Origin of the sequence: Aliiruegeria lutimaris (assembly GCF_900099935.1) — a bacterium.
GTDB classification, from domain to species: Bacteria; Pseudomonadota; Alphaproteobacteria; order Rhodobacterales; family Rhodobacteraceae; genus Tropicimonas; species Tropicimonas lutimaris.
This window is the reverse complement of the sequence record NZ_FNEK01000059.1, coordinates 1-20,898: the sequence shown is the minus strand read 5'-3', so window position 1 is coordinate 20,898 and position 20,898 is coordinate 1. Positions and strand designations below refer to the sequence as shown.

The following is a 20,898-nucleotide window of genomic DNA, read 5'->3' as shown; positions in this document are numbered from 1 at the left end:
TTCATGCAAAGCCAGATCGTGGAACAGAACATTTCTAGACTGGTTGTTAAATAGAAGCTAACTGATTTCAATCCGGGCCAACCGGAATTCCAAAAAGTCATACAGGCAAAGTGACCCAGAACCTGGGGGGGTTTTTATGTCTGAGACTTTTTCAACCGAGGGTCCATCTCGGTCCAATCAGAATAAGTTGGGTTTGCAATCGGAATCCACTCGGACCAGTTTGTCAGAGTTCGAAAGCTGGTGGAGCCAGATGGCCGCCGAATTGAGAGCCAATAGAAGACTGGTTTTCGGTGACGTGTTTTCGGCGGCCTTCGGGGCCTTTGTCGCGCTGTTTCTGACAGCGACGGGCGCGGCCTTGGGTTCGGGCCAGCCCGGGTTTCTATCCACAGTTCTTCCGTTTTCCATCCTGGCCGGTGCGGTCAGCCTGTTCGTGTTCCCGCTTGCTGGTTTCTATCGGCGGCACTCGCGCTCGATCTCGATCCGCGACCTGACGATCCTGTCTCGCGGCGGCGCCATCGCCGCCATCATGCTTGCGCTTCTGGCGTACCTGACACCCGCGACGCAGATGGTTCCATTGTCCGTTGTCGTGATCCAGTTCTTCCTCGTCATGCCCGCGCTTGGCGCGCTTCGTGTCGTTGCACGCAGCCGCGAGCTGACGCGACGCAGCCTTCGCCTCCAGGACAAGCGCGACACGCTGGTCCCGGTGCTGTTGGTCGGTACGGGAACGAGCTGTGACCTCTTCGTGAGATCCCTTCGCAACACGCGCTCCCGGTTTCGGCCCGTCGGCATCGTCGATGACGCCCGCAATACACAGGGGCTCTATTTTCACGACGTTCAGATTGTCGGATCCTTGCTGGATCCCGACGCGCTGATCGTCCGCCTGAAGAACTGCAACGCGTTGCCGCAAAGGCTCGTGTTGACCGAACCGCCGACCCACTTCGACAGCGCCGGAATTCGCAAGCTGGTCTCCTGGGCCGAAGCCTACGGGGTGAAAGTGTCGCGATTGAGCGGGCTGGAAGATGTCGCCAGCGATGACGGCGATACGGCGCCCCGCATGCGGGCGCTGGATCCCGAAGACATTCTGGAAAGGCCCCAGAAGGTGGTCGAACGTTCGCTCCTGCGTGATCTGTTCAAGGGACGCCGGGTGCTGGTCACCGGTGCCGGCGGCTCTATCGGCAGCGAACTGACCCGTCAGATCGCGTCCTTCGACCCGGCCGAGCTCGTGCTGATCGATAACACCGAGCTGAACGCCTACTCGATCGACATGGATCTGGCGCAGCATTTCCCGAATGTTGCACGCCGCATGTATGTCGCCTCGATCCGCGATGCCGCCCGGATCAACGCCATTTTCCTGAAACACCGCCCGGAACTGGTTTTCAACGCGGCTGCGCTGAAACATGTGCCGATGGTCGAGATGAACCCCTGCGAAGGCGTGCTTACGAATGTTGTCGGCGCCCGCAACGTGACCGATGCCGCGCGCATGGTCGATGCCGTCGCGATGGTCCAGATCTCCACCGACAAGGCCGTCAACACGACCAACGTCATGGGCGCGACGAAGCGGGTTGCGGAATTCTATGTTCAGGCTCAGGACCGTATCACCAACGAAACGGACGAGCGCACCCGCTTCTTCTCGGTTCGTTTCGGCAACGTGCTGGGCTCCTCCGGCTCCCTGGTTCCGCTGTTCCAGAAACAGATTTCGAACGGTGGCCCGCTGACCGTCACCGACGAACGCATGGAACGCTTTTTCATGACGATCCGCGAAGCGGTGCAACTGACGCTCGTCGCGGCGGCCAGTGGACTGAAACTCGAAACCAGCCACGGGGAGATCTTCGTGCTCGACATGGGACGGCCGGTGAAGATCATCGAGCTTGCCGAGCGGATGATACGGCTCGCGGGCATGCAACCTCGCAAGGATATCGACATCAAGATCATCGGCATTCGTCCCGGTGAAAAGCTGTTCGAGGAGCTCTTCGACAAATCCGAAGCGCGGCACGAAAGCGGCATCTCGGGCGTGAGCTCGGCCCGCCCGGAAGGAGTGCCGATCGCCAGGTTGCGGGCGATGGTGCTCAAGCTGGAAAAGGCCGCCCGTCTTGGCGACGATCTCGCGGTCAAGCGCCTGCTCAAGGAGCTGGTGCCCGGCTATGGTGTGAACGGTTTGCGGACGGTTGACGAAGAGCTGGAAACGGCGAACGAAACCGCTCTGCCCGAGACAGCGGAGTCCCGCGGGATGTCGCTTGCCGTCAACAAGCATCCCCACCTTTCGGCCATGAACGGGGCCAGCGCACAGGGGGCCGGCGCGTGATCTCTTCGGTTCATGACACTTTGCGCCCGCCGGGCGGGAGCCGGGCCGGGATCCAGCCCGCACCCGCTCGCCAGCGTCGTGTGGTGATCATCGGAAGCCTGGGATACTCGCTTGTGAACTTCCGTCTCGACCTGATGCGCCGCTTCCAGGCGAACGGGTACGACGTGCTCGCCCTCGCCGCGGAAATCGACCCCGACACCGCGGAAATCCTCGATAGCAATGGAATTTCGCATCGCGAACTTCCGATGGAACGCACCGGCACCAACCCGGCTCAAGACCTGAAGTCGCTATGGGCCCTGGTGCGTGAGTTGCGTGCAGCCAGGCCCGATATCGTCATAGCCTATACCATGAAGCCGATCGTCTATGGCTGCCTGGCTGCACGCATCGCATCCGTTCCGGCGCGCTATGCCCTCTTCACCGGCCTGGGATACGCCTTCATGGATCCGAAGCCGAAAGGCCGGCGGCGGCTGGTACGGGATATATCGATAGGGCTGCACCGTCTTGCGCTGCGGGGCATTGACGGGGCCTTCTGCTACAACAGTGCCGACCGGAATGACATCCGGCGCTTCAAGCTGATCCCGGCAGATGTGATGTTGCACGACATTCCGGGTTCGGGCGTCGACACATCCCGTTTCGCTCCGACACCGGTGCCCGCCGGCCCGGTTCGCTTTCTGTTCGTTGGCCGGCTGTTGCGGTCCAAGGGGCTCGCCGTTCTGGCGCAAGCCGCCGAGAAACTGAAATCCGAAGGGCTCGAATTCGAGATCGATATTCTTGGCCCGAAGGACAGCAACCCGGACCGGATCCATGACAGCGAACTGGAGGCCTGGCAGTCAGCCGGTCTGATGCGCTACCTGGGCTCCAGCGACGACGTTGTTCCCTATCTTCAACGCTGCAGCGTGTTTGTGCTGCCGACCTACCTGCGCGAGGGTATTCCGCGGTCCATCCTGGAGGCCATGTCTTGCGGACGCGCAGTGATCACGACCGACAGTCCAGGCTGTGGCGAAATGATCGAAGACGGCGTTTCCGGCCTTGTGGTGCCGCGCGGGGACGCGACAGCGCTGGCGGATGCAATGCGCCGTTTCGTGCTGAAACCGGACCTGGCCGAAACCTTCGGGACGGCCGCGCGTTCCCATGTTTGCCGGACCAACGACGTGCACCTTGTGAACGCCCGCCTCATGCAATGCATGAGCATCGAGGGTGGTAGTCCAACACCCAATCCGTATCCGACCCCCCCGACCACCACTCAGGCACCAGCCTCTCGCCTTGAGGTCCGCATGCCATGACACCGCGCAACGATCTCCAGCCAGCATTTCAGCTCGGTTTCGAGAACGCTCGTGTGGTGCGTTTCATAGGAGCGGGCGTGGTGAACACTGCCTTCGGGTACGGAATGTATGCGCTCCTGGTGCTGGCAGGGGCGCATGCGCAACTGGCCCTGGCAATTCAGTTCGGCCTTGGTGTGATCTGGAACTATTCGATCCACTCCCGACTTGTTTTTGGTGTGCGCGGCTATGCCCGGCTTCCCGCCTATGCCCTGGCATATCTGGCCGCCTACGGATTCAACGCCATCGTGCTGGCAATCCTGCTTGCCCTCGGCCTGTCGCCGCTGGTCGCTCAGCTTCTGGCGCTCGGGCCGACCGTCGTGCTGTCATACGTGCTGGTGTCGCGTGCCCTTGGCGTGGCAGCCGGTGAGGAGGATCTGGCCGGATGAGTTTTGCAGAGGCACCGAACGAACTGGACCGCGCCGTGGGCCGTTCTGCCGCGCAAAGACAGGATGCCCGGCTTCTGCGGCGGGTTGCCTTCGGAGCGCTGATCGGGCTGTTCTTTGGTGTCCAGTTGGGCGCCATATATGGCCGGATGATGAATTACGGGCTGACTCGCGACGAGATGATGTTCGTGCCGCCCGCCGCTTTCCTGCCCGACTGGCAGCTCTATTCCGATGTCTTCTTCAACCATGTGCCACTGTCGGCCTGGTATTTCCGCGCCGTGCACATTGTGTTTGGCGATCTCGGACTGCTTGAGGTTGCACGGACAGGGGTCTTCCTGGCGTGGCTCCTTCTGGTTCTCGGCATTGCGTGGACGGCTCATCGGATTTCCGGATCACGCATGCTCGCGGCCTTCTCCGCGATTTCGGTCATCACCTCGACCCCGCTGCTGACGCAAGCCGGCATGGCCGCAACCAACAACCTTCTGCCCCTGCCGCTGGCCGTGCTTGGCCTCGGGCTGTTCATTTCCGAAACCATCGAGGAACGTCTCCGTTTCGCCCAGCTTGTTGCCGTCGGAATCTGCCTGTCACTGGCCGCGGGGATCAAGGTCAGTGCCATGATGTTCATCCCGATGATTGCCGTCGGGGCCTTCTTTCTGCCGGTCAATGCCACCCTCGGTTTTCGCCTCGCACGGGTCGTTCTGCCCTTGCTGATTGGCGGCCTTCTCGGGGCGCTCCCGCTGTTCTGGTTTCTTGCCAGCGACCCGCAACGGTTCCTTGCCCATATCCTCGGATTTCACACCGGTCCGCATGTGGCCTACTGGCAGGCCAATGCGGCCTCCGAGCCGGGTCTTGCATTGGGCCTCGCGGGCAAGGTCGAGCTGGCATTCGCCGCCTGGCTGTCTGGCGCCGCGCTGATCCTGGTGACCGTCCTGAGCTATCTGGGTTGGGTCGCACTGCGCGACACTGCCGCCGGCAAGGTGCGCGAGGACGGCTTCCGCGGACAGTTCATTGTTGTGTTCGGCACTATCCTGTTGGTCAGCGGTCTCAGCTTCGTTCCGACGCCGGGGTTCCCGCAATACTACGTCCCGCCACTGGTCTGCCTGCCGATCCTGTGCGCGCTGTTCTATCGCCGGCTTCGCAACGAGCGCCGCCTTGAAACGGTTCCGGTTTTCGCTGCGAGTATCTTCATGATGCTGCTCGTCGCCGCACCAAGGCTGGGGTTGGGTCTCGTGGCGCTCACAGATCGCGAGGATTTCACCACAACCCGCATTGCGCGCGGGGGGATGGCGATCAAACAGGCGCTGGCCGCAAACGACGTGCCCAACGGACCGGTTGCCACTTTCCTGCCGATCTATCCGCTGGAAGCGGGCCTGCCGGTCTATCCGGAATTCGCGACCGGCCAGTTTGCCTACCGGATTGCACCGTATACCGAGCCGCAGCTGGCGCGCATGTACCGTATGGTCGGAGAAGCCGGCCTGCCCGAGCTCTTCGCCCGGACCCCGCCCGCAGCTTTTCTGCTCGGTTACGAGAACGATCTCGAAGCACCGATGCTGCGTTACGCGCAGGAAAACGGATACCGGGAAATCGACGTCCCGAATCTCGACAACCGCTATGGCGACGGTCGGCTTTTCATTCGAACACCGGAAAACGGGAGTTGAACGGGGCAGGTAATCTGTCGGACCAGGAACAAGGGAGGCACAACAGAAAACGTCCGTACGCTGTTAATATTATGTAGTTTTTCTTTCTAAGGGGGGGAATAATGCAAACGATCCTACTTGCCGGTGGCCTGGGCTCACGCCTTGCCGAGGAGACCGTATCGATACCCAAACCCATGGTCGAGGTCGGCGGAAAGCCGATCATTTCGCGGGTGATGGATATCTACAGCCATTTCGGCCATCAAGATTTCATCGTCGCAGCCGGGTACAAGGCCTTGCTGCTCAAACACTTCTTCGCCAACTACCACCTGATCGCAAACAACATTACCGTTTCCGTCGATACCGGGAAACTTCGCCTGATTCCGACATCGCCGGGCGGATGGAATGTCTCTGTGGTCGATACTGGCGCCCATACGATGACAAGCGGCCGGATTCGGCGCCTGAAGGACTGGCTCGAGCCGGAAACCTTCATGTGTACCTATTCGGACGGACTCGGAAATATCGACATCAACGCACTGATCGATTTCCACAAGTCGCATGGCAAGCTTGCCACGGTGACCGCGGTTCAGCCACCAGCCCGCTTCGGCAATATCGAGCTGAAAGGCGACCGTGTCGATGCCTTCACCGAGAAGGTTCGAAAGCGGGATACCTGGATCAATGGCGGATTCTTCGTCTTCGAGCCCGGAGTCATTGACTACCTGGTCGACGACATGGAGCCGTTGGAACAATCGCCGTTGACCCAGATGGCCAGGGACGGTGAACTCATGGCCTTCCGCCACGAGGGGTTCTGGCACCCGATGGACACGGTCCGCGACCGCAACACGCTGAACTCGCTATGCGACGAGGGTACGCCTCCCTGGATGTGCTTCGACGAGGATCACCCCGTCAGCATTCCAGCCCTGGCGATCTGAGGCGTAGTTCATGTCCGGTCGCGTTGACCCCACTTTCGGCGGGAGCTTTGCCGGTAGCAAGGTGCTGGTAACCGGGCATACCGGTTTCAAGGGCGGCTGGTTGTCGGCCTGGCTGCTCAAGCTCGGCGCGAAGGTATCCGGACTGTCGCTGCCGCCCGAACCCGGTCAGGGGTTCTTTTGCTCCACCGACATCGAGAGCCGGATCACGAACCGCTACGCCGATATCGGCGACGCGGCGGCCCTCGAGGACGCCCTCAAGGGGGTTGATGCAGAGATTCTGTTCCACCTCGCCGCCCAACCGCTCGTGCGGTCTTCCTACCGCAACCCGGCCGAGACATTCCGGACCAACGTTTCCGGTACCGCACATGTTCTCGACATGGCGCGCAAGATGCCATCCCTGCGGGCGATTGTCGTGATCACCTCCGACAAATGTTACGACAACAAGGAATGGTCCTGGGGGTATCGCGAAAACGATCCGCTGGGCGGGCGCGACCCCTATAGCGCCTCCAAGGGATGCACCGAGCTGGTTGCCCATTCCTACCGGCATGCCTTTTTCGATGATCCTGATGGGGCACAACTGGCCACTGCGCGGGCGGGAAATGTCTTTGGCGGTGGCGATTGGGGCGAGGAACGGCTGGTGCCCGACATCGTCCGCGCCGGCGCGAGCGGAATCCCGGTCCCCATTCGCAACCCGGAAGCCGTGCGACCCTGGCAACATGTCCTCGAACCGCTTTCCGGCTATCTCGCACTTGCCGCTGCCCTTCTCGATCACGGCAAGCAATATGCGGGTGCGTGGAATTTTGGCCCCGACCTGGCCGGCTCCATCAACGTTCGCGACCTGGTGACGATGATCCTGGCGTCCTGGGGGGGAAATGCACCCTCCATCGCCTTTCCTGCAGGCGCCAGGACACTCGATTTCAACATGCACGAGGCCGGTATCCTGCGCCTGGACAGTACCAAGGCGCAAACCCAGCTTGGATGGCGGCCGCAGCTCGATTTGCCCACGGCCATCGCCATGACCATCGATTGGTACCGGGCCCATGCGAGGAGGGCCGACATGAGTGAACTGAGCGCACAACAGATCAGGTTCTACAGCGAACGGATGGCGTCGGACGTGATCGGAAGCAGCGCCTTTGTCGTCGAGTAACGGTTCAGGGTTTCAGAGGAGATTTCAGAAGATGAGAGTCAATTACGGCCAGACGGTTCACGGCCAGGAAGAGATCGACGCGGTTGTCGAGGTCCTCAGGACATCCACCCAAATGGGACCGCGCGTGCGCGAAATGCAGCAATCCGTTGCCGCGCTCTTCGACAAGGAACACGGAATCATGGTCAATTCCGGCTCGTCGGCCAACTATCTCGCCGTGGAGATTCTCGACCTTCCAAAGGGGAGCGAGGTCATCACCCCGGCGCTGACCTTTGCCACCACGGTTGCACCGCTTGTGCGTCAGGGCCTTGTGCCCGCATTCGTGGATGCCGCCGAGGGCACCTACAATATCGACGTGGATGCGATCGAGCGGATGATCACGCCGAACAGCTCGGCCATGATGATCCCGTCGCTGATCGGCAACCTTCCGGACTGGCGGCGCATTCGCGAGATTGCCGACGCGCACGGGCTGAAAGTGATCGAGGACAGCGCAGATACGCTTGGCGCCACGATCGACGGGACGAGCACCGGCGTCTATTCGGATATCTCGACCACGAGTTTCTATGGCTCGCACGTCATCAATGGCGCCGGAAATGGCGGCATGCTCTGTGTCAACGATCCCGAACTTGCCCGCAAGGCGCTCCTGCTGCGTTCCTGGGGCCGGTCTTCCTCGCTTTTCGTGGAATCCGAATCCATCGAGAACCGTTTCAACGTGCAGCTCGACGGCATCGACTACGACGCCAAGTTCCTGTTCGAGGCGCTCGGCTACAATCTGGAACCCTCCGAGATCAGCGCCGCCTTCGGGTTGGTCCAACTTGGAAAGTTGCAACGGAACATCCAGACCCGCGAGCAGCATTTCGACGCCCACCTCCGGTTTTTCAAGCGGTTCGAGGAGTGGTTCATCCTGCCGCGGCAGCTCGAAGGGTCGCGCACCGGCTGGCTTGCCTATCCGATGACGCTGCGCTCGGGCGCACCGTTCAGCCGTCGCGATCTGCAGATCTATCTTGAAAGGGCCGACATCCAGACACGACCCGTTTTCACCGGCAACATCCTGCGCCAGCCGGCAATGAAGGAGGTCAGCTTCCGCAGCGACCCCGCCGGCTACCCGGTGGCCGATAGCGTCATGCGTGGTGGGATCCTCCTGGCCTGTCACCACGGTCTCGAAGACGCCCAGGTCGCTTACATGCACGAGACATTCGAGTCCTTCGCAAAGCAGTTCTAACATCGCGTTTCGGCAAGAGCCTCATGAAGAGGTTCCGTCCAGGATGGGGCGACCCGAATTCCGTGGCCCGATGAAAGCAGATCCGTGCGAGCAGGGCGCTCAATAACTATCTCAAAAGGAATAGAAAATAAATGTTATCTCAACACGGCTCCCGATCCGGACAGATTGCCGGGCCTGTGGGTCCGAGAACCTCATGACCGTCCTGCGCATGGGCAATTACCCGCCCGCGAACATGTTTGTCCGCGCCGAGGATCTCGAAAAGCAATTGCCGAGCTTTCCGCTCAACGCCCAGGCCTGTCTCAATTGTGGCCTCATTCAGGTCGCCGATCAGGTGCCCGCGGATTTCTTCACCAATTACCTCTATGTGCCCTCCGGCGCGGCGACCATGCATTCCCATTTCGCCGGACTGGCGCAGGTCTGCGTGGACCGCGCCAAGGGCAGGCTGATCGTCGATATCGGCTGCAATGACGGGCTGATGCTGTCGCATGCCAACAAGCTGGGCGGTAAAACGCTCGGCGTGGATCCCGCCGCCAACCTTGCCGAGATCGCCGCCGAGCGCGGCGTGCGCGTTCATACCGCCTTCTTCAACCCCGAGACTGCGGCAGAGCTTCGCGCCTCCGAGGGGGAGGCGAGCGTCATAACCACGACCAACACCTTCAACCATATCGACGATCTGCACGGATTCGCCGAAGGCGTCCTGACATTGCTGGCCGATGACGGTGTCTTCATCATTGAAGTGCCCTGGGGCAAGGAGATCCTTGAGACCAACGAATTCGACAATGTCTATCATGAGCACCTTTCGGAACTGAGCCTGCTGTCGATCGTCAAGCTGGGCGAGAGCGTGGGGCTGGACGTGGTCGATGTCACCAAGCTACCGGTGCATGGCGGTTCGATGCGCGTGTTCATGCAGAAATCCGCGCTGAAGACTCCGCGCACCGGGATTGTTGGCGAGATGCTGGAGGACGAGCGCCGAGCCGGCATGACCGAGGCCGAGACCTACACCGCCTTTGCGGAGCGCGTGCGCGATCTTGGAGGGTCGCTCTGCCGGACCCTTGCCGAAATCAAGAAGGACGGGAAGACAATCGCGGGCAACGGCGCCCCTGCCAAGGGCAACACATTGTTGAACTATTTCCGCATCGGACCCGAAATGCTCGACTTCCTCGTCGACCGGAACCCTTTGAAACAGGGTCTGTATTCGCCTGGAATGAAGATCCCGGTGCTTGCGCCGGAAGCGGTGGCCGAGCGGCAGCCGGATTACCTGCTCGTGCTCGCCTGGAACTTCTTCGACGAGATCCGCGAGCAGATGTCCGAGTTCGAGGCGCGCGGCGGCAAGTTCATCCTGCCGCTTCCGATGCAGTTGATCATTCCCTGAGGTATTCGAATGGTGCGCGTACTCATAACCGGAGCGACAGGCTTCATCGGCTCTCATCTGGCCCGGGCCTGCCTGGACAGGGGCGATGCGGTCGCCGTGATTGCGCGCCCCGATTCCTCGATGGAACGTCTCGCCGATATCGAGGGTCAGCTTGACTTTCACCGGCTGGAGCTGACGCAGCCCGGCTCGCTTCGACGCTGCTTTGCCGCAACACGGCCCGAGCGCGTGTTCCATGCCGGTGCCCGCACACGTTTCGATGCGCAAGACGACCTGGGGGACATGGCGGATAGCGTGGACGAAAACCTGATTCCCCTGATCGCGCTCCTGTCGGCCGCCGCCGCCGCCGACCCTCCGCCGAAGGCCTTCATCCGGGCCGGAACCATTGCCGAATATGGCGATATTTCCACACCCTACGTGGAGACTGCGCGCGAGAACCCCCGCAACGCCTATGGCGCCTCCTTCCTGGCGGGCACGCATTTCATGACGATGGCGCAGTCGCGGTTGCCATTCCGCGCTGTCACCGCGCGGCTGGCGCTCACCTATGGACCGGGGCAATCGCAGAGCTTCCTCATCCCGCAGATGATCGCGAAGCTTCTTGACGGCCGCCCCGTGGAAATCCGTCGCCCGCAGGACCGGCGCGACCTCATCCATGTCGATGATGTTGTTCGGGGGCTGCTGAGGATCGCGGAAGAACCCGATGCCGCCGGTTCTCTGGTCAACCTGTGCAGCGGCGTTGCACCGCGCGTCGCCGAAATCGCGCGGATGCTGGTCGAGCTGACGGATGCGACACCGGACCTCGTCCGCATCGAGCAGACCGATCACGCACCGGTCGAACTGGTCTGCTCGCCCGCACATATCCGCGACAGCCTTGGCTGGTCGCCGCAAATCCCGCTCCCGGATGGCCTCGAAAGGACCGTGAAATGGGTACGAGAGAACACTGCCACCCCGACCTTGCAAACCAACACGATGGTGCCGGCATGACCCGTGTCTCGATCCTGATTCCCGCGCTGAACGAGCAGGACAATGTTCGCAATACCTATAACCGGGTGATTGCAGTGTTCGACGAGCTGCCCGGCTACGAGCCCGAGATCATCTTTACCGACAACCACTCCTCCGACCGCACATTCGAGATCCTGACCGAGATCGCCGCGGCCGACCCGCGTGTGCGCGTGATCCGCTTTTCGCGCAATGTCGGCTACCAGGCCTCGGTGCTGACGGCCTATCGGTCCGCGAGCGGCGCCTGCGCGATCCAGCTCGATTGCGACCTGCAGGATCCACCCGAACTGATCCCGCAGATGCTCGACACATGGTGCCAGGGGTATCACGTGGTTTATGGCATCCGCCGCAGCCTTCCCGACGGGCCGGTCATCGCATGGCTGCGCCGCGCCTTTTATGCGCTCATCGACAAGATCAGCAATGACGACCTGCCCCGCAATGCCGGAGAATTCCGGCTGACCGATCGCCGAATTCTCGACGAACTGCGCCGGACGGACGACCGCTCCCCCTATGTGCGCGGGCTGATCAGTGGCATGGGGTTCAACCAGGTCGGTTTCGAATACGACCGCCAGGCCCGCACCGCCGGAACCTCCAAGTTTCCGCTCCGATCCATGATCGCCCTCGCCGTGGATGGCCTTATCAATCACTCGCTGGTGCCGCTCCGACTGGCATCCCTCATCAGCCTGACGGTCGGACTGATAACTTTCCTGCTGTTGATCGGCTATACCGTCGGCAAGCTCGTGTTCGGACAGGACTGGCCGGCCGGTTTTGCAACCACGACGATCCTGCTTTTGCTCTCGATGACCCTGAACGCGATGTTCCTTGGCATCCTCGGAGAGTATATCGGCCGCATCTTCCTGCAATCAAAGGATCTGCACCGGCCGCTGGTCGAAGCAGAACTGAACCCGCCAGAGGAAGGACCGGCCCGAGATTCGCAATCCAGCGGACATCACCAGAGCCGCCGGGAAGAACCAGGCCTGTCTGCGAAGCACGGAGATCCGTCCGTGTCAAATGCGGCCGAATAGTCTTCCGAAACGCTCAATCAGGATCGCTCTCTGTCAATGAAACTGTTGTTCTTTCAAGCCGGGTTTGGCGCGGGTGGCGCGGAAAAGATCATCGCGATGATCGCCGCAAACCGCGCGGCACAGGGCGACGAGGTTCATGTTGCCGCCCTGACAATCCCGGATGGCGGTTCGTTCTTCTCCTATCCGGACACTGTCCGCCTGCACCCGATGTGCCGCGAGTCCCAGGCGCCAGGCCGCCGGGTTCAATGGCACAGGCTGCGCCATATCCGGCGCGTGATCCGACAGACGCAGCCCGATGTCGTCATTTCCTTCCTGACCAAGGTCAACACGCTGGTGCTGCTCGCCGCTCTTCGGCTCCCGGTGCCGGTCGCGATCTCCGAGCGCAACAATCCCAGGGTACAGAACGCGAACCCGATATGGAGCCACGCCCAGTCACTGCTGGCGCGGCGCGCCAATTGCATCGTCATGCAAACGGAGCGTGCCCGGCAGGACCTGCCATCAGGACTGCATTCGCGGGCCGTAGTCATTCCCAACCCGTGCGCGCCCCTCGGCCAGTCCGCGGCGTCCGCCGGGATCGGCAGCAACCTTGTCGCCGTCGGCAGGCTGGATCGTCAGAAGGGATTCGATATGCTTATTGACGCCATGCGCCCGATCCGCGATGCGCTGCCGGAAGCCCGGCTGACGATCTTCGGCGAGGGCCGCGAGCGTGCCGCGCTTGAAGCGCAGCGGGACCGTCTCGGCCTCTCCGACAACGTGTTTCTGCCCGGCACCTGCCCTCCCGGCGATTGGATAAGTGGACAGGACATTCTCGTCGTCTCCTCGCGTTTCGAGGGCTTTCCCAATGTCATTGCCGAGGCCACCGTGAGCGGCCTGCCTGTCGTGTCCTTCGATTGCGACTACGGCCCACGCGAATTGATCCGGCAGGGGGAAAACGGGCTGCTTGTCCCCGCCGAGGACAACGCCGCCCTTGCCCGCTCCGTCCTGGACCTGGCCTGCGACCCGGAACGGCGCGCAGCCATGTCACGCGCGGCGGATCCCACGGTCGAATGGCTTTCGCCCGAACGGGTGATGCGGCAATGGGATCGGATGATAGAGGGTGCCGCTACCTCTGCCCCGGTCCGGTCTCACCCCGGAAAACCGGCGATCACCTCATCCAGCTCATCGAAACTCTGACATTCGGCATGCGCCGCGTGACGGTCGTCCGGTGGAACCGGCGAATGGATGGCGCCGGGGCGCCGGATCTGGACCGTGATCCAGCCACGCGCCCTGGGCGTGACGAAATCCTTTGCCGGGTTGTCCGCAACATAGACCATCGGCCCCGGGGAGCAGAGCTTGTCCATCTCCTCGAAGGCACGCGGATGCGGCTTGCTAAAACCTGCCGGCCAGGCACCGGTGGGCCGGATATGCGCAATCCACCGCTCCAGCTTCAGCGCAGCGATCTTCGCCCTTTGCATGTGTTCCGGCCCATCCGTGATCAGGCCGAAGGGGCCCGCCCTCGCGGCAAGGTATCGTCCGGCGTCTTCGGCCAGCGCGATCTCTGGCGGATGCCCGCGATAGGCCGCAACCAGCTCGGCGATCAGCTCCGGCCTCGGCTCCATTTCGAGCCGCTCGCAGGCTCGGTCGAATACCCGCCGGCGTTCGCCTGCGCCGAACAGGTCAATGCAGGCATCTCCGAAACCCGCAGTCCCGGTCCGGGCCGCGACCCATCCATCGAGGTAGCGATAGCCCGAAAGGACAAATTCGCGCTCCAGATACAGCGTATCGTCCAGATCGAATACGAGCATCAGCCCTGGTACACCGCGCTGTCGTAACGGACCATCCAGACGCCCGGGCGCCAGTCGTCATGCGCCCCGCATATCCGTCCCGAAACCTCTTCCAGAAGCCATTGCGCGAATGTCGCTCCGGCCTCGTCGGCCAGCGGATAACCACCGCCAAACCGGGCATTGATCTCGATCACCCGAGGACCGAGCGCCGGATCGTCGAGCACCTGGAAGCAGGCGACACCACGCAGTTCCGGCAAGGCGCGCACGATTCCTTCGGCAATCTGATGCAGGTCGTCGCGCCGAACCGTCCGTCCCTTTTCGACCTCTCCCGCGCGCACCTGCACCCGCATATGCGGTACGACCGTGCGCAATGCTCCGCTGGCATCGACGAACATGTTGACCGTGTATTCATCGCCCTGAAGGAGTTTCTGGAACACCATCGGTTCGGGAAAACGCTCCGGGACCTCCTCGATCCGCTGAAACACCTGGAGCCCGCGGCTTGAACTGCCTCCGCCTGGCTTGGCGAAAACTGGCCAGCCAAGCGCCTCCGGATTCGCCAGCAGGGCGGCGTGATCCGCGGAATCCGGCACCGGCACCCCGGCGGCCGCGAGCACTTCCGACGTGCGCAACTTGTCCCGGACCACTTCGATTACCGACTCTGGCGACACGTGCAACCTTGCCCCGAGGGCGGCGAAATCCTCGGCCGCCCGGGACAGGGGCAACAATTCCGGGTCGATTGTTGGAACGACAAGGTCCACGCCATGTTCGCGCACGATCGAAAGCACCGAATCCGGATAGCCGGCATCGTTGCAGCGAGGAACACGGAAGCTCTTGTCCGCCAGCAAGCAGGCCGCACTCTGCTCCGGTATCATGTCACAGGCAAGTATCTCCAACCCGACATCCAGCCGTTCGGCGGCCGCACGAAATCTCTCCACGAGACCGGCCCGCCGGCCTGCCGAACAAAACAATACCCGCAAAACACTCTGGGACATCCCAGCCTCCAATGGAACGTTCACCGAACCGACAGGGCAACCCTATCACACACCGCAAGAAAGTCTTTGATCTTGGGTCGTTACGAAAGGTTTGGCCAAGATCATCCGACCGGGCCCCGTGCGCCGGGCTGTTGTTGCAACGAAACTCATTCCTGCAATGCAGTTATCGCTTTCTGCACTACAGACGTGCTTTGAAGGATATTACCCCGATAAATCAAAATACCACATATCTGTGGACATGTCATGCATAGGTACGGTTTCGCACCGGGCTGCCTGCCCCGCGAAACGCCATCATGACCCTTTTCACCGTCCGGCGTCGGCACTCAGGCAAACGAACAGGCTTCAGCTTGGGGCGCGGTCGAACGGATCAACGCAGCAATGGCAGCAGTGCAATGATCTCTTCCGTATCCGAGGCGGAAAGCCTTGGGGTGGGCATACCGCTGTCCGGCGCAAAGGATTGCGGGTCAGCCAGGAACGCCCTCAGGTTATCTTCCGTCCATAACTCTTCTGCACGGCCCTTGAGCCCGTCTGAATAGTTGTTGAAATCGGTCAGCGAGGCGATTGGGCGTGAAAAGACATTCACCAGATGCGGGGCAAATTCGGTGGACCGCGCGCCGCTAAGATTGTGACATTGGCCGCATTCGGACAGGGCGTTCTTGTTGTTCACAAGGCCAATCCCGGTGCGCAGCATATCCACATCATCCAGTGGCTTCAGCATGTAAACCTTGCCGGCGTCCGATGCGATCAACAGGATTCCATCGACGATTTCTAGGTCGCGGATACGGTCGCCGAAATGGATTGGCTCCATGTAATGGCCGGCGTCCCAACGGCGGATGCGATAAAGCGACTGCGCCTTCAACGACCCGATTAGCAGGTCGCCGTCCCAGGCCTTGTGCAGCCCCTGTACTTCGAGCAGCGCGCTGATCCCAATGGACGGCACGAAGGCGGTAAGTGGTGGCTGATAGCCGCCATGCGGGACGCTTGCGTCCAGCGGTTTATCGGGGAAAGTGTATTGTTCATACATTGTACCGAAGCTGGTTTGCGGCCAGCCATAATTCTTGCCCGCAACGACGATGTTCACTTCGTCGCCGCCCTTGGGCCCGTGTTCGGTGCTGACGATCTCGCCCTTTCTGGTGATGGTTAGGCCCTGTGGGTTCCGGTGACCGATGCTGATGACTTCGCTGGTGCCGGTGGCCAGATCTATTGCGTGGATCTTGCCCAGATCGTTTTCTGGATCCTGAGCGGGGGGCACATCGCCGATGAATCGGTTGGCATAGCCGTTCAGCCCGAAATCGCCGATTGTCATGATGATACGGTTGGCATTCGCGTCATACGCAAGCGCACCGCCACCAGACACATCGGCGTGGCCGTTTTCCAGGCTGAAGGACGTGCTTTCAAAGACCACGTCTTCAACGCCAAGGGTACTCTGCGGATCCGGGGTGTCCGCAATCTGGATGCGAGACAGATAGAATGCCTTGGTGTTCTGTGCCCGGTTTTCCTGACCGAACGACACATAATAGTCATTCCCAGTCGCCCCCGGCACCACGAGCATGTCATAGATATCGTCAAGCGCGGTGCCATCGGCCCGCACAAGGCGACCGGCCGGCTTCATGCAATCAGGGGTTTCGCAAGCGCCCGGTGTCAGGGTGAACAAAAGGCCTTTCTCGGATACGACAATTGCGGTGGTGTCTGAGGCTTTCACAACTGCAACCATTTGTTGCTGCCGGCCGTTTTCAATCTTGACGCGCACTTCCTTCTGGTTGAACGGCAGCCGATTGGTGTCAAGCAGTGAACGATCCGCGAAGTCGAGCAGGACAATATCCTGCGTCCCGCTGGAACTGCCTGACACGGTTGCCTTCACGCTGCGCCCAAGGGTCACAATCCCGTCGAACACCGCGTTCTTTTTTATCGTAGAGTACATCCCGAAGGCAAAGGCTGTTCCCGACACAACCAGAAGAATTAAAACTACTTTCAAATATTTCATTTCGAATGCCTCTCACCAAAAATAACAATGGAAACCGCGTTCCATTCTAGATGAATTCGGATCAATTCTCCAACAACATTTGTATCAGGAATGACCCGAACGATGTCTGGTGCGCGTCAATTCGGCGTTTTGTGGAACTGGTTGGCCATTCCCCCTGGCGCGCCCAGGTGTCGGGCTAGCGCTGCCCACCATTCTTTTGCTGACGCCACGCGACGGTGCGTTGCAGTCCATCCGCGATCGCGACCCGGGGTTGCCAGCCAAGGCTGGTGCGCAATAGGGCGGGGTCAGAGCAAAGCATCACCGGAGGGCCGACCGGTGTTCCAAATGTAATCAACGCCGGATCGGCCCCGCTGTAGACTGCGATCATGCGGGCCACATCGGCCGTGCTTGTTGAGATCCCGGTAGAGACATTTGCAAGCGGCGGCGCAACCGAGGCGTGTGCGGCCAAGGTCATGAGCCCGTCAACAGCATCCTCGACATGGATCAAATCGCGAAGATCATCCGGGCGGCGCAGATCTATCGGCAGTCCGCTTACCAATGCCTCGATCATGCTTGGCACCAGGAAGTCGCCCGACTGGTCGGGTCCATAGGTCAGCGCCAGGCGCGCGGTGATGGCGGGAAACGGCAGTTTGGGTTGCATCACGCGCAGGTAATGGGTGCCCGCCAGCAGGGAAACGCCGTATGGGTCGGCGGGCACTTCCCGGCTTGCCTCACCGAAGGGCGGCGGGATTGTCCCGTATTCTGCAATAGAGCCGGTTCGAACGAACACCTCTGGCGGGTGGGCGCAATTCAAGGCCCCCGACAGAACAGTAAGAAGAGGGCCAAGGTTTTCCGAGACCGTCAATGCCACGTCGCCCAGATCTTTCCTGGGTGTAATGCGCGTGGTGTTGGCCAGGTGGAAGACCACATTGGGGCGGATGTCGTCGAACATCTGCGCGACAGCCTGCGTGTCGGTCAGGTCAACGCGGACAACGCGCAAATGTTCGTCCAGATCTGCAAGCCGGTGCAGCGCCGAACCGGGGCGGGCGACAATTGTAACGTCACTGCCCTGCCTCACATAAGCCCGGCCCAAATGCGAGCCGATAAAGCCACCACCGCCGGTGATCAATACCCGGTTCATGCCCAGGCACCCACTGAACAGTGGAAAGCGCCTGGACCTGATGCGCTGGTTGCGCAGGAAAACGTTTCAGTGGTCATTCACGAATCCGTTTCTGTCGATGTGGTCCTTTGATGTGACCATGCTGAGCAGTCCATCTGCCCGGTCAGGGATCGAGAACAGGAAAGTCGTTTACACGCCATTGCCCAAGATGAACGCTGTCGATGAGGCCGAGCCTTAAACCGACATTCCCCAAGTGGCTTGCCGCTTGATGGCAAGATGGTCTGATTTCGCGTGCTGATCAAGTGCTTCAGGCCTTGGGCGGCGCTTGCATGGGTCAGAACGCTCGAGTGCGGGCAGGGCGGGCCGCAAAATCGCATTATCCGCGCCCTGGGTTGCCGTTCTTCAGCGCGGTGGACAGACCTGTCCTGCCGCTTTCGTTCAGCTTCTGTCAGGATCGCGGTCACGCACATGACGGAGGCGCTCGAAGGCGGTGGATCGCAGTTAGGATGGCCCTGACCATAACACCGGTGACGGCAACCTCGGCGAGTTGGAAGGTGATGGCGCGGGCGTGACGCACGACGCGGGCCCCCATCTTGATCAGCTTGAGCTGGAGGGATGTCAGCGACCAGTTGGCCATGGCCTCGGGTAGCTCGATGCAGCGCAGGAACGTGGCCAGGTTGTAGGCAAGGGCGTGCAGCTGCAGCCGCACTTCGTTGTCGCGGAACCGCTTGCACGACAGCCGTGTCCAGCGGAAGGCATACTTGCCTTCCTTGATGTGTTGCTCGGCGGTGCCGCGCTGGTTGTAGAAGCGCACCACCCAGTCTGGTTCCATGGGCAGGTTGGTGACGATGAAGCCGACCTTTGGGAACAGCTCGCCCGGATGCCATTCGATCTTGGCGATGACACGGCGGGGCTTGTCCCATGATGCTGCCTGATACTCGAAGTCCTCGTAGAGGCGCTTGACCCTGGTTGGCGAGGGGCGGCCGACGGGGCGGGTCAATCGATGCGCGATCTTTTCGCGCAGCACGGAGTTGGCGGGCAACCGGATGGCGTAGAAATAGCCCGCATCTTCCAGCCGCGCGTAGATCGCGGGGATCGTATAGGCGGCGTCGGCGCGGAAGAAGCGGCCACCAAGCTTGCGGCCAGCGTAGCGGGCGATCACCGGGTCGAGCACATCCTTCCAACCGTCGGCGCTGTGGACATTGCCATTGCGCAGGGCGCAGCGCTCCAGCATGCCGAACTGGTTGAACAAGAAGTTTGGGTGGTAGCAGGTGCAGTCGAAATGCCCGTTCCAGGCTGTGCCTTCCTGATCGCCATGGGTCGGGCTGACCGAGCTGTCCATGTCCAGCGTGATGTATTTCAGCCCGTTGCGATCATGAAAGCGGTCAATCCACGTGCCGTTCAGATCGGCCAGCACCGCCCGGTTCTCGGGCAGGGCCAGCGTCTCGGTCTCGAACCGCCCCATCTGCGATGCCGAGGCTGCCTGCGCATCGACGGCACGGCCACCGACAACCTGGCGCATAACGGGATCAAGAGCCAGTCGGTCGGCGTCGTTGACGTCCTCGTAGCCCGCAAGCCGGCCATAGACCGATTGTCGAAAAAGCCCGTCATGCCGGTGAACGGTGTTCTTGCCACGGCGGCTGTCATTGAGCGCACCCGACGCAAGATCAGACAGCCCGAGCACGTCATCCAACTCGCGCATCACCAGAAGACCGCCGTCGGAACTGAGCTGCGTGCCACGAAATTCCAGCCGCACCCGGCGGTCAAAACCAAGCCGCCCATCACCCGTTTCGCGCGCACCCTCCGGGTGATCCATAATCCGCCACCTTCAACCCGATTAACATGCTGAAATATAATACGTTACTGGCAATCGGAGGTGCGAAAATGTCAAGCTACTTGGGAAATGCGGGTTTAGGTGATTGCGTCTTTCCAATGTCAGTGTGCGCTTGCCCGCGAAAATCGGCTCGCAGATTCCAGCGCTTTCTTGTTCAGTGCGTCTCGTCGCGGCAGACGAGGGACCGAGCGCGCGGGTCTTCGTAAGCGTGATCCGCCGTCGGAGCCTTGATACCGGCACGTCCCCGCCCTTCGCCGCGCGCCAGAGGGTGCGTCGACCTTCCCGCAACTATGGCGGTAGATGCATGCAAAATCGTCGAAATTTTTCGTGCTTGTAACCTGAGGGGCGCCGCGGGCGGGCCGTGTCAGCTGCACTTGCAGGCTGGAACCGCTATGTCTGGACTTTGCCACCGAGCGGTCGTGCGCCATGTTTCCGGCAAGAACAGAAATGGATGCGCTAATTCGTGTTTCCATCATTTAGCCCTCTCTGCCCGTGAACTTCTCCGAGCTTTCCCATAGGTTAGCCCAAAGATTGCAAACTCATTGGTTCATCAGTACCGCACTCGGTTCAGGACTTCGGTAACGGGGCGGGCTCTGTCAATGGGGATTGCCCACACACGATCGTCCGACGCTCTCCTTTGAGCGCCGATCATCTGTATTTTTTGTCCGTTGTGGCGTTTCTCGCCAGCCCTTCTTTAACAGATCTCCCTCGGGTTCATGCTTCGGTCCGTGGTCGGCGCGATGGCCGCCAACATGATGCTGGTTCAGTGCGGTATCCGAATTGCCCATCTCATTGGCGTGCTCGACTGGAACGTCGGCGACGGTCCTGAACTCGGCATCTTCGGAACCGCGTCCCGATGGGGACCTCGAAGGGCTGGTTTCAATCAGCCATCAA

The 20,898-nt window shown here is 61.1% G+C and carries 16 protein-coding genes; 11 read left to right on the top strand and 5 right to left on the bottom strand.

The genetic code is table 11. The annotated features are described in order from the left end of the window. Positions 1 to 250 precede the first annotated feature (250 nt). The 11 genes from BLR85_RS20865 to BLR85_RS20815 all read left to right on the top strand — a co-directional run bounded on the left by BLR85_RS20865 (position 251) and on the right by BLR85_RS20815 (position 13,505). On the top strand, positions 251 to 2,302 hold the full coding sequence (locus BLR85_RS20865; protein ID WP_170844673.1) for a polysaccharide biosynthesis protein: 2,052 nt from the start codon (positions 251 to 253) through the stop codon (positions 2,300 to 2,302). Further along, a complete protein-coding gene (locus tag BLR85_RS20860) occupies positions 2,299 to 3,585 on the top strand; it encodes a glycosyltransferase family 4 protein (protein ID WP_093161850.1) in 1,287 nt (428 codons plus the stop codon). The genes BLR85_RS20865 and BLR85_RS20860 overlap by 4 nt, the downstream gene beginning before the upstream one ends. Next, the gene (locus tag BLR85_RS20855; RefSeq protein ID WP_093161848.1) at positions 3,582 to 4,010 is read left to right on the top strand and encodes a GtrA family protein; all 429 of its coding nucleotides are present in this window, start codon (positions 3,582 to 3,584) and stop codon (positions 4,008 to 4,010) included. The genes BLR85_RS20860 and BLR85_RS20855 overlap by 4 nt, the downstream gene beginning before the upstream one ends. Beyond that, entirely contained in the window at positions 4,007 to 5,665 is a 1,659-nt protein-coding gene (locus tag BLR85_RS20850; RefSeq protein ID WP_093161846.1) for a hypothetical protein, read from the top strand. Before BLR85_RS20855 ends, BLR85_RS20850 begins: the two co-directional genes overlap by 4 nt. A gap of 101 nt (positions 5,666 to 5,766) precedes the next feature. Then, positions 5,767 to 6,573 (top strand): glucose-1-phosphate cytidylyltransferase, encoded by an 807-nt coding sequence (rfbF, locus tag BLR85_RS20845; RefSeq protein WP_093161844.1) that lies wholly within the window; start codon positions 5,767 to 5,769, stop codon positions 6,571 to 6,573. A gap of 10 nt (positions 6,574 to 6,583) precedes the next feature. Beyond that, positions 6,584 to 7,720, top strand: coding sequence for a CDP-glucose 4,6-dehydratase (gene rfbG, locus BLR85_RS20840; protein ID WP_093161842.1), 1,137 nt, complete (start codon positions 6,584 to 6,586; stop codon positions 7,718 to 7,720). A 31-nt stretch (positions 7,721 to 7,751) separates the two neighbouring features. Then, complete coding sequence (locus tag BLR85_RS20835; protein ID WP_093161840.1) at positions 7,752 to 8,939, top strand: DegT/DnrJ/EryC1/StrS family aminotransferase; 1,188 nt, start codon at positions 7,752 to 7,754, stop codon at positions 8,937 to 8,939. A 127-nt stretch (positions 8,940 to 9,066) separates the two neighbouring features. Next, positions 9,067 to 10,311 (top strand): class I SAM-dependent methyltransferase, encoded by a 1,245-nt coding sequence (locus BLR85_RS20830; protein ID WP_342028806.1) that lies wholly within the window; start codon positions 9,067 to 9,069, stop codon positions 10,309 to 10,311. 9 nt (positions 10,312 to 10,320) lie between these two features. Then, entirely contained in the window at positions 10,321 to 11,292 is a 972-nt protein-coding gene (locus BLR85_RS20825) for an NAD-dependent epimerase/dehydratase family protein (protein WP_093161834.1), read from the top strand. Further along, a complete protein-coding gene (locus tag BLR85_RS20820; protein WP_212635122.1) occupies positions 11,232 to 12,332 on the top strand; it encodes a glycosyltransferase family 2 protein in 1,101 nt (366 codons plus the stop codon). Before BLR85_RS20825 ends, BLR85_RS20820 begins: the two co-directional genes overlap by 61 nt. 36 nt (positions 12,333 to 12,368) lie before the next feature. Next, positions 12,369 to 13,505, top strand: a complete 1,137-nt coding sequence (locus BLR85_RS20815; RefSeq protein ID WP_093161828.1) for a glycosyltransferase family 4 protein — start codon at positions 12,369 to 12,371, stop codon at positions 13,503 to 13,505. On the opposite strand, the gene BLR85_RS20810 is transcribed toward BLR85_RS20815, so the two are convergent. The 5 genes from BLR85_RS20810 to BLR85_RS20790 all read right to left on the bottom strand — a co-directional run bounded on the left by BLR85_RS20810 (position 13,457) and on the right by BLR85_RS20790 (position 19,986). Beyond that, the gene (locus tag BLR85_RS20810; RefSeq protein WP_093161826.1) at positions 13,457 to 14,116 is read right to left on the bottom strand and encodes an HAD family hydrolase; all 660 of its coding nucleotides are present in this window, start codon (positions 14,114 to 14,116) and stop codon (positions 13,457 to 13,459) included. The genes BLR85_RS20815 and BLR85_RS20810 overlap by 49 nt on opposite strands. Beyond that, the gene (locus BLR85_RS20805; protein WP_212635121.1) at positions 14,116 to 15,087 is read right to left on the bottom strand and encodes an ATP-grasp domain-containing protein; all 972 of its coding nucleotides are present in this window, start codon (positions 15,085 to 15,087) and stop codon (positions 14,116 to 14,118) included. The genes BLR85_RS20810 and BLR85_RS20805 overlap by 1 nt, the downstream gene beginning before the upstream one ends. 367 nt (positions 15,088 to 15,454) lie before the next feature. Continuing rightward, entirely contained in the window at positions 15,455 to 17,071 is a 1,617-nt protein-coding gene (locus BLR85_RS20800; RefSeq protein ID WP_093161823.1) for a PQQ-dependent sugar dehydrogenase, read from the bottom strand. Between the two features lie 175 nt (positions 17,072 to 17,246). Beyond that, positions 17,247 to 18,191: an NAD-dependent epimerase/dehydratase family protein gene (locus BLR85_RS20795; RefSeq protein WP_093161820.1), complete on the bottom strand. Its 945-nt coding sequence runs from the start codon at positions 18,189 to 18,191 to the stop codon at positions 17,247 to 17,249. A gap of 439 nt (positions 18,192 to 18,630) precedes the next feature. Further along, complete coding sequence (locus BLR85_RS20790) at positions 18,631 to 19,986, bottom strand: IS1380 family transposase (RefSeq protein ID WP_093161792.1); 1,356 nt, start codon at positions 19,984 to 19,986, stop codon at positions 18,631 to 18,633. Between the last annotated feature and the right edge of the window lie 912 nt (positions 19,987 to 20,898).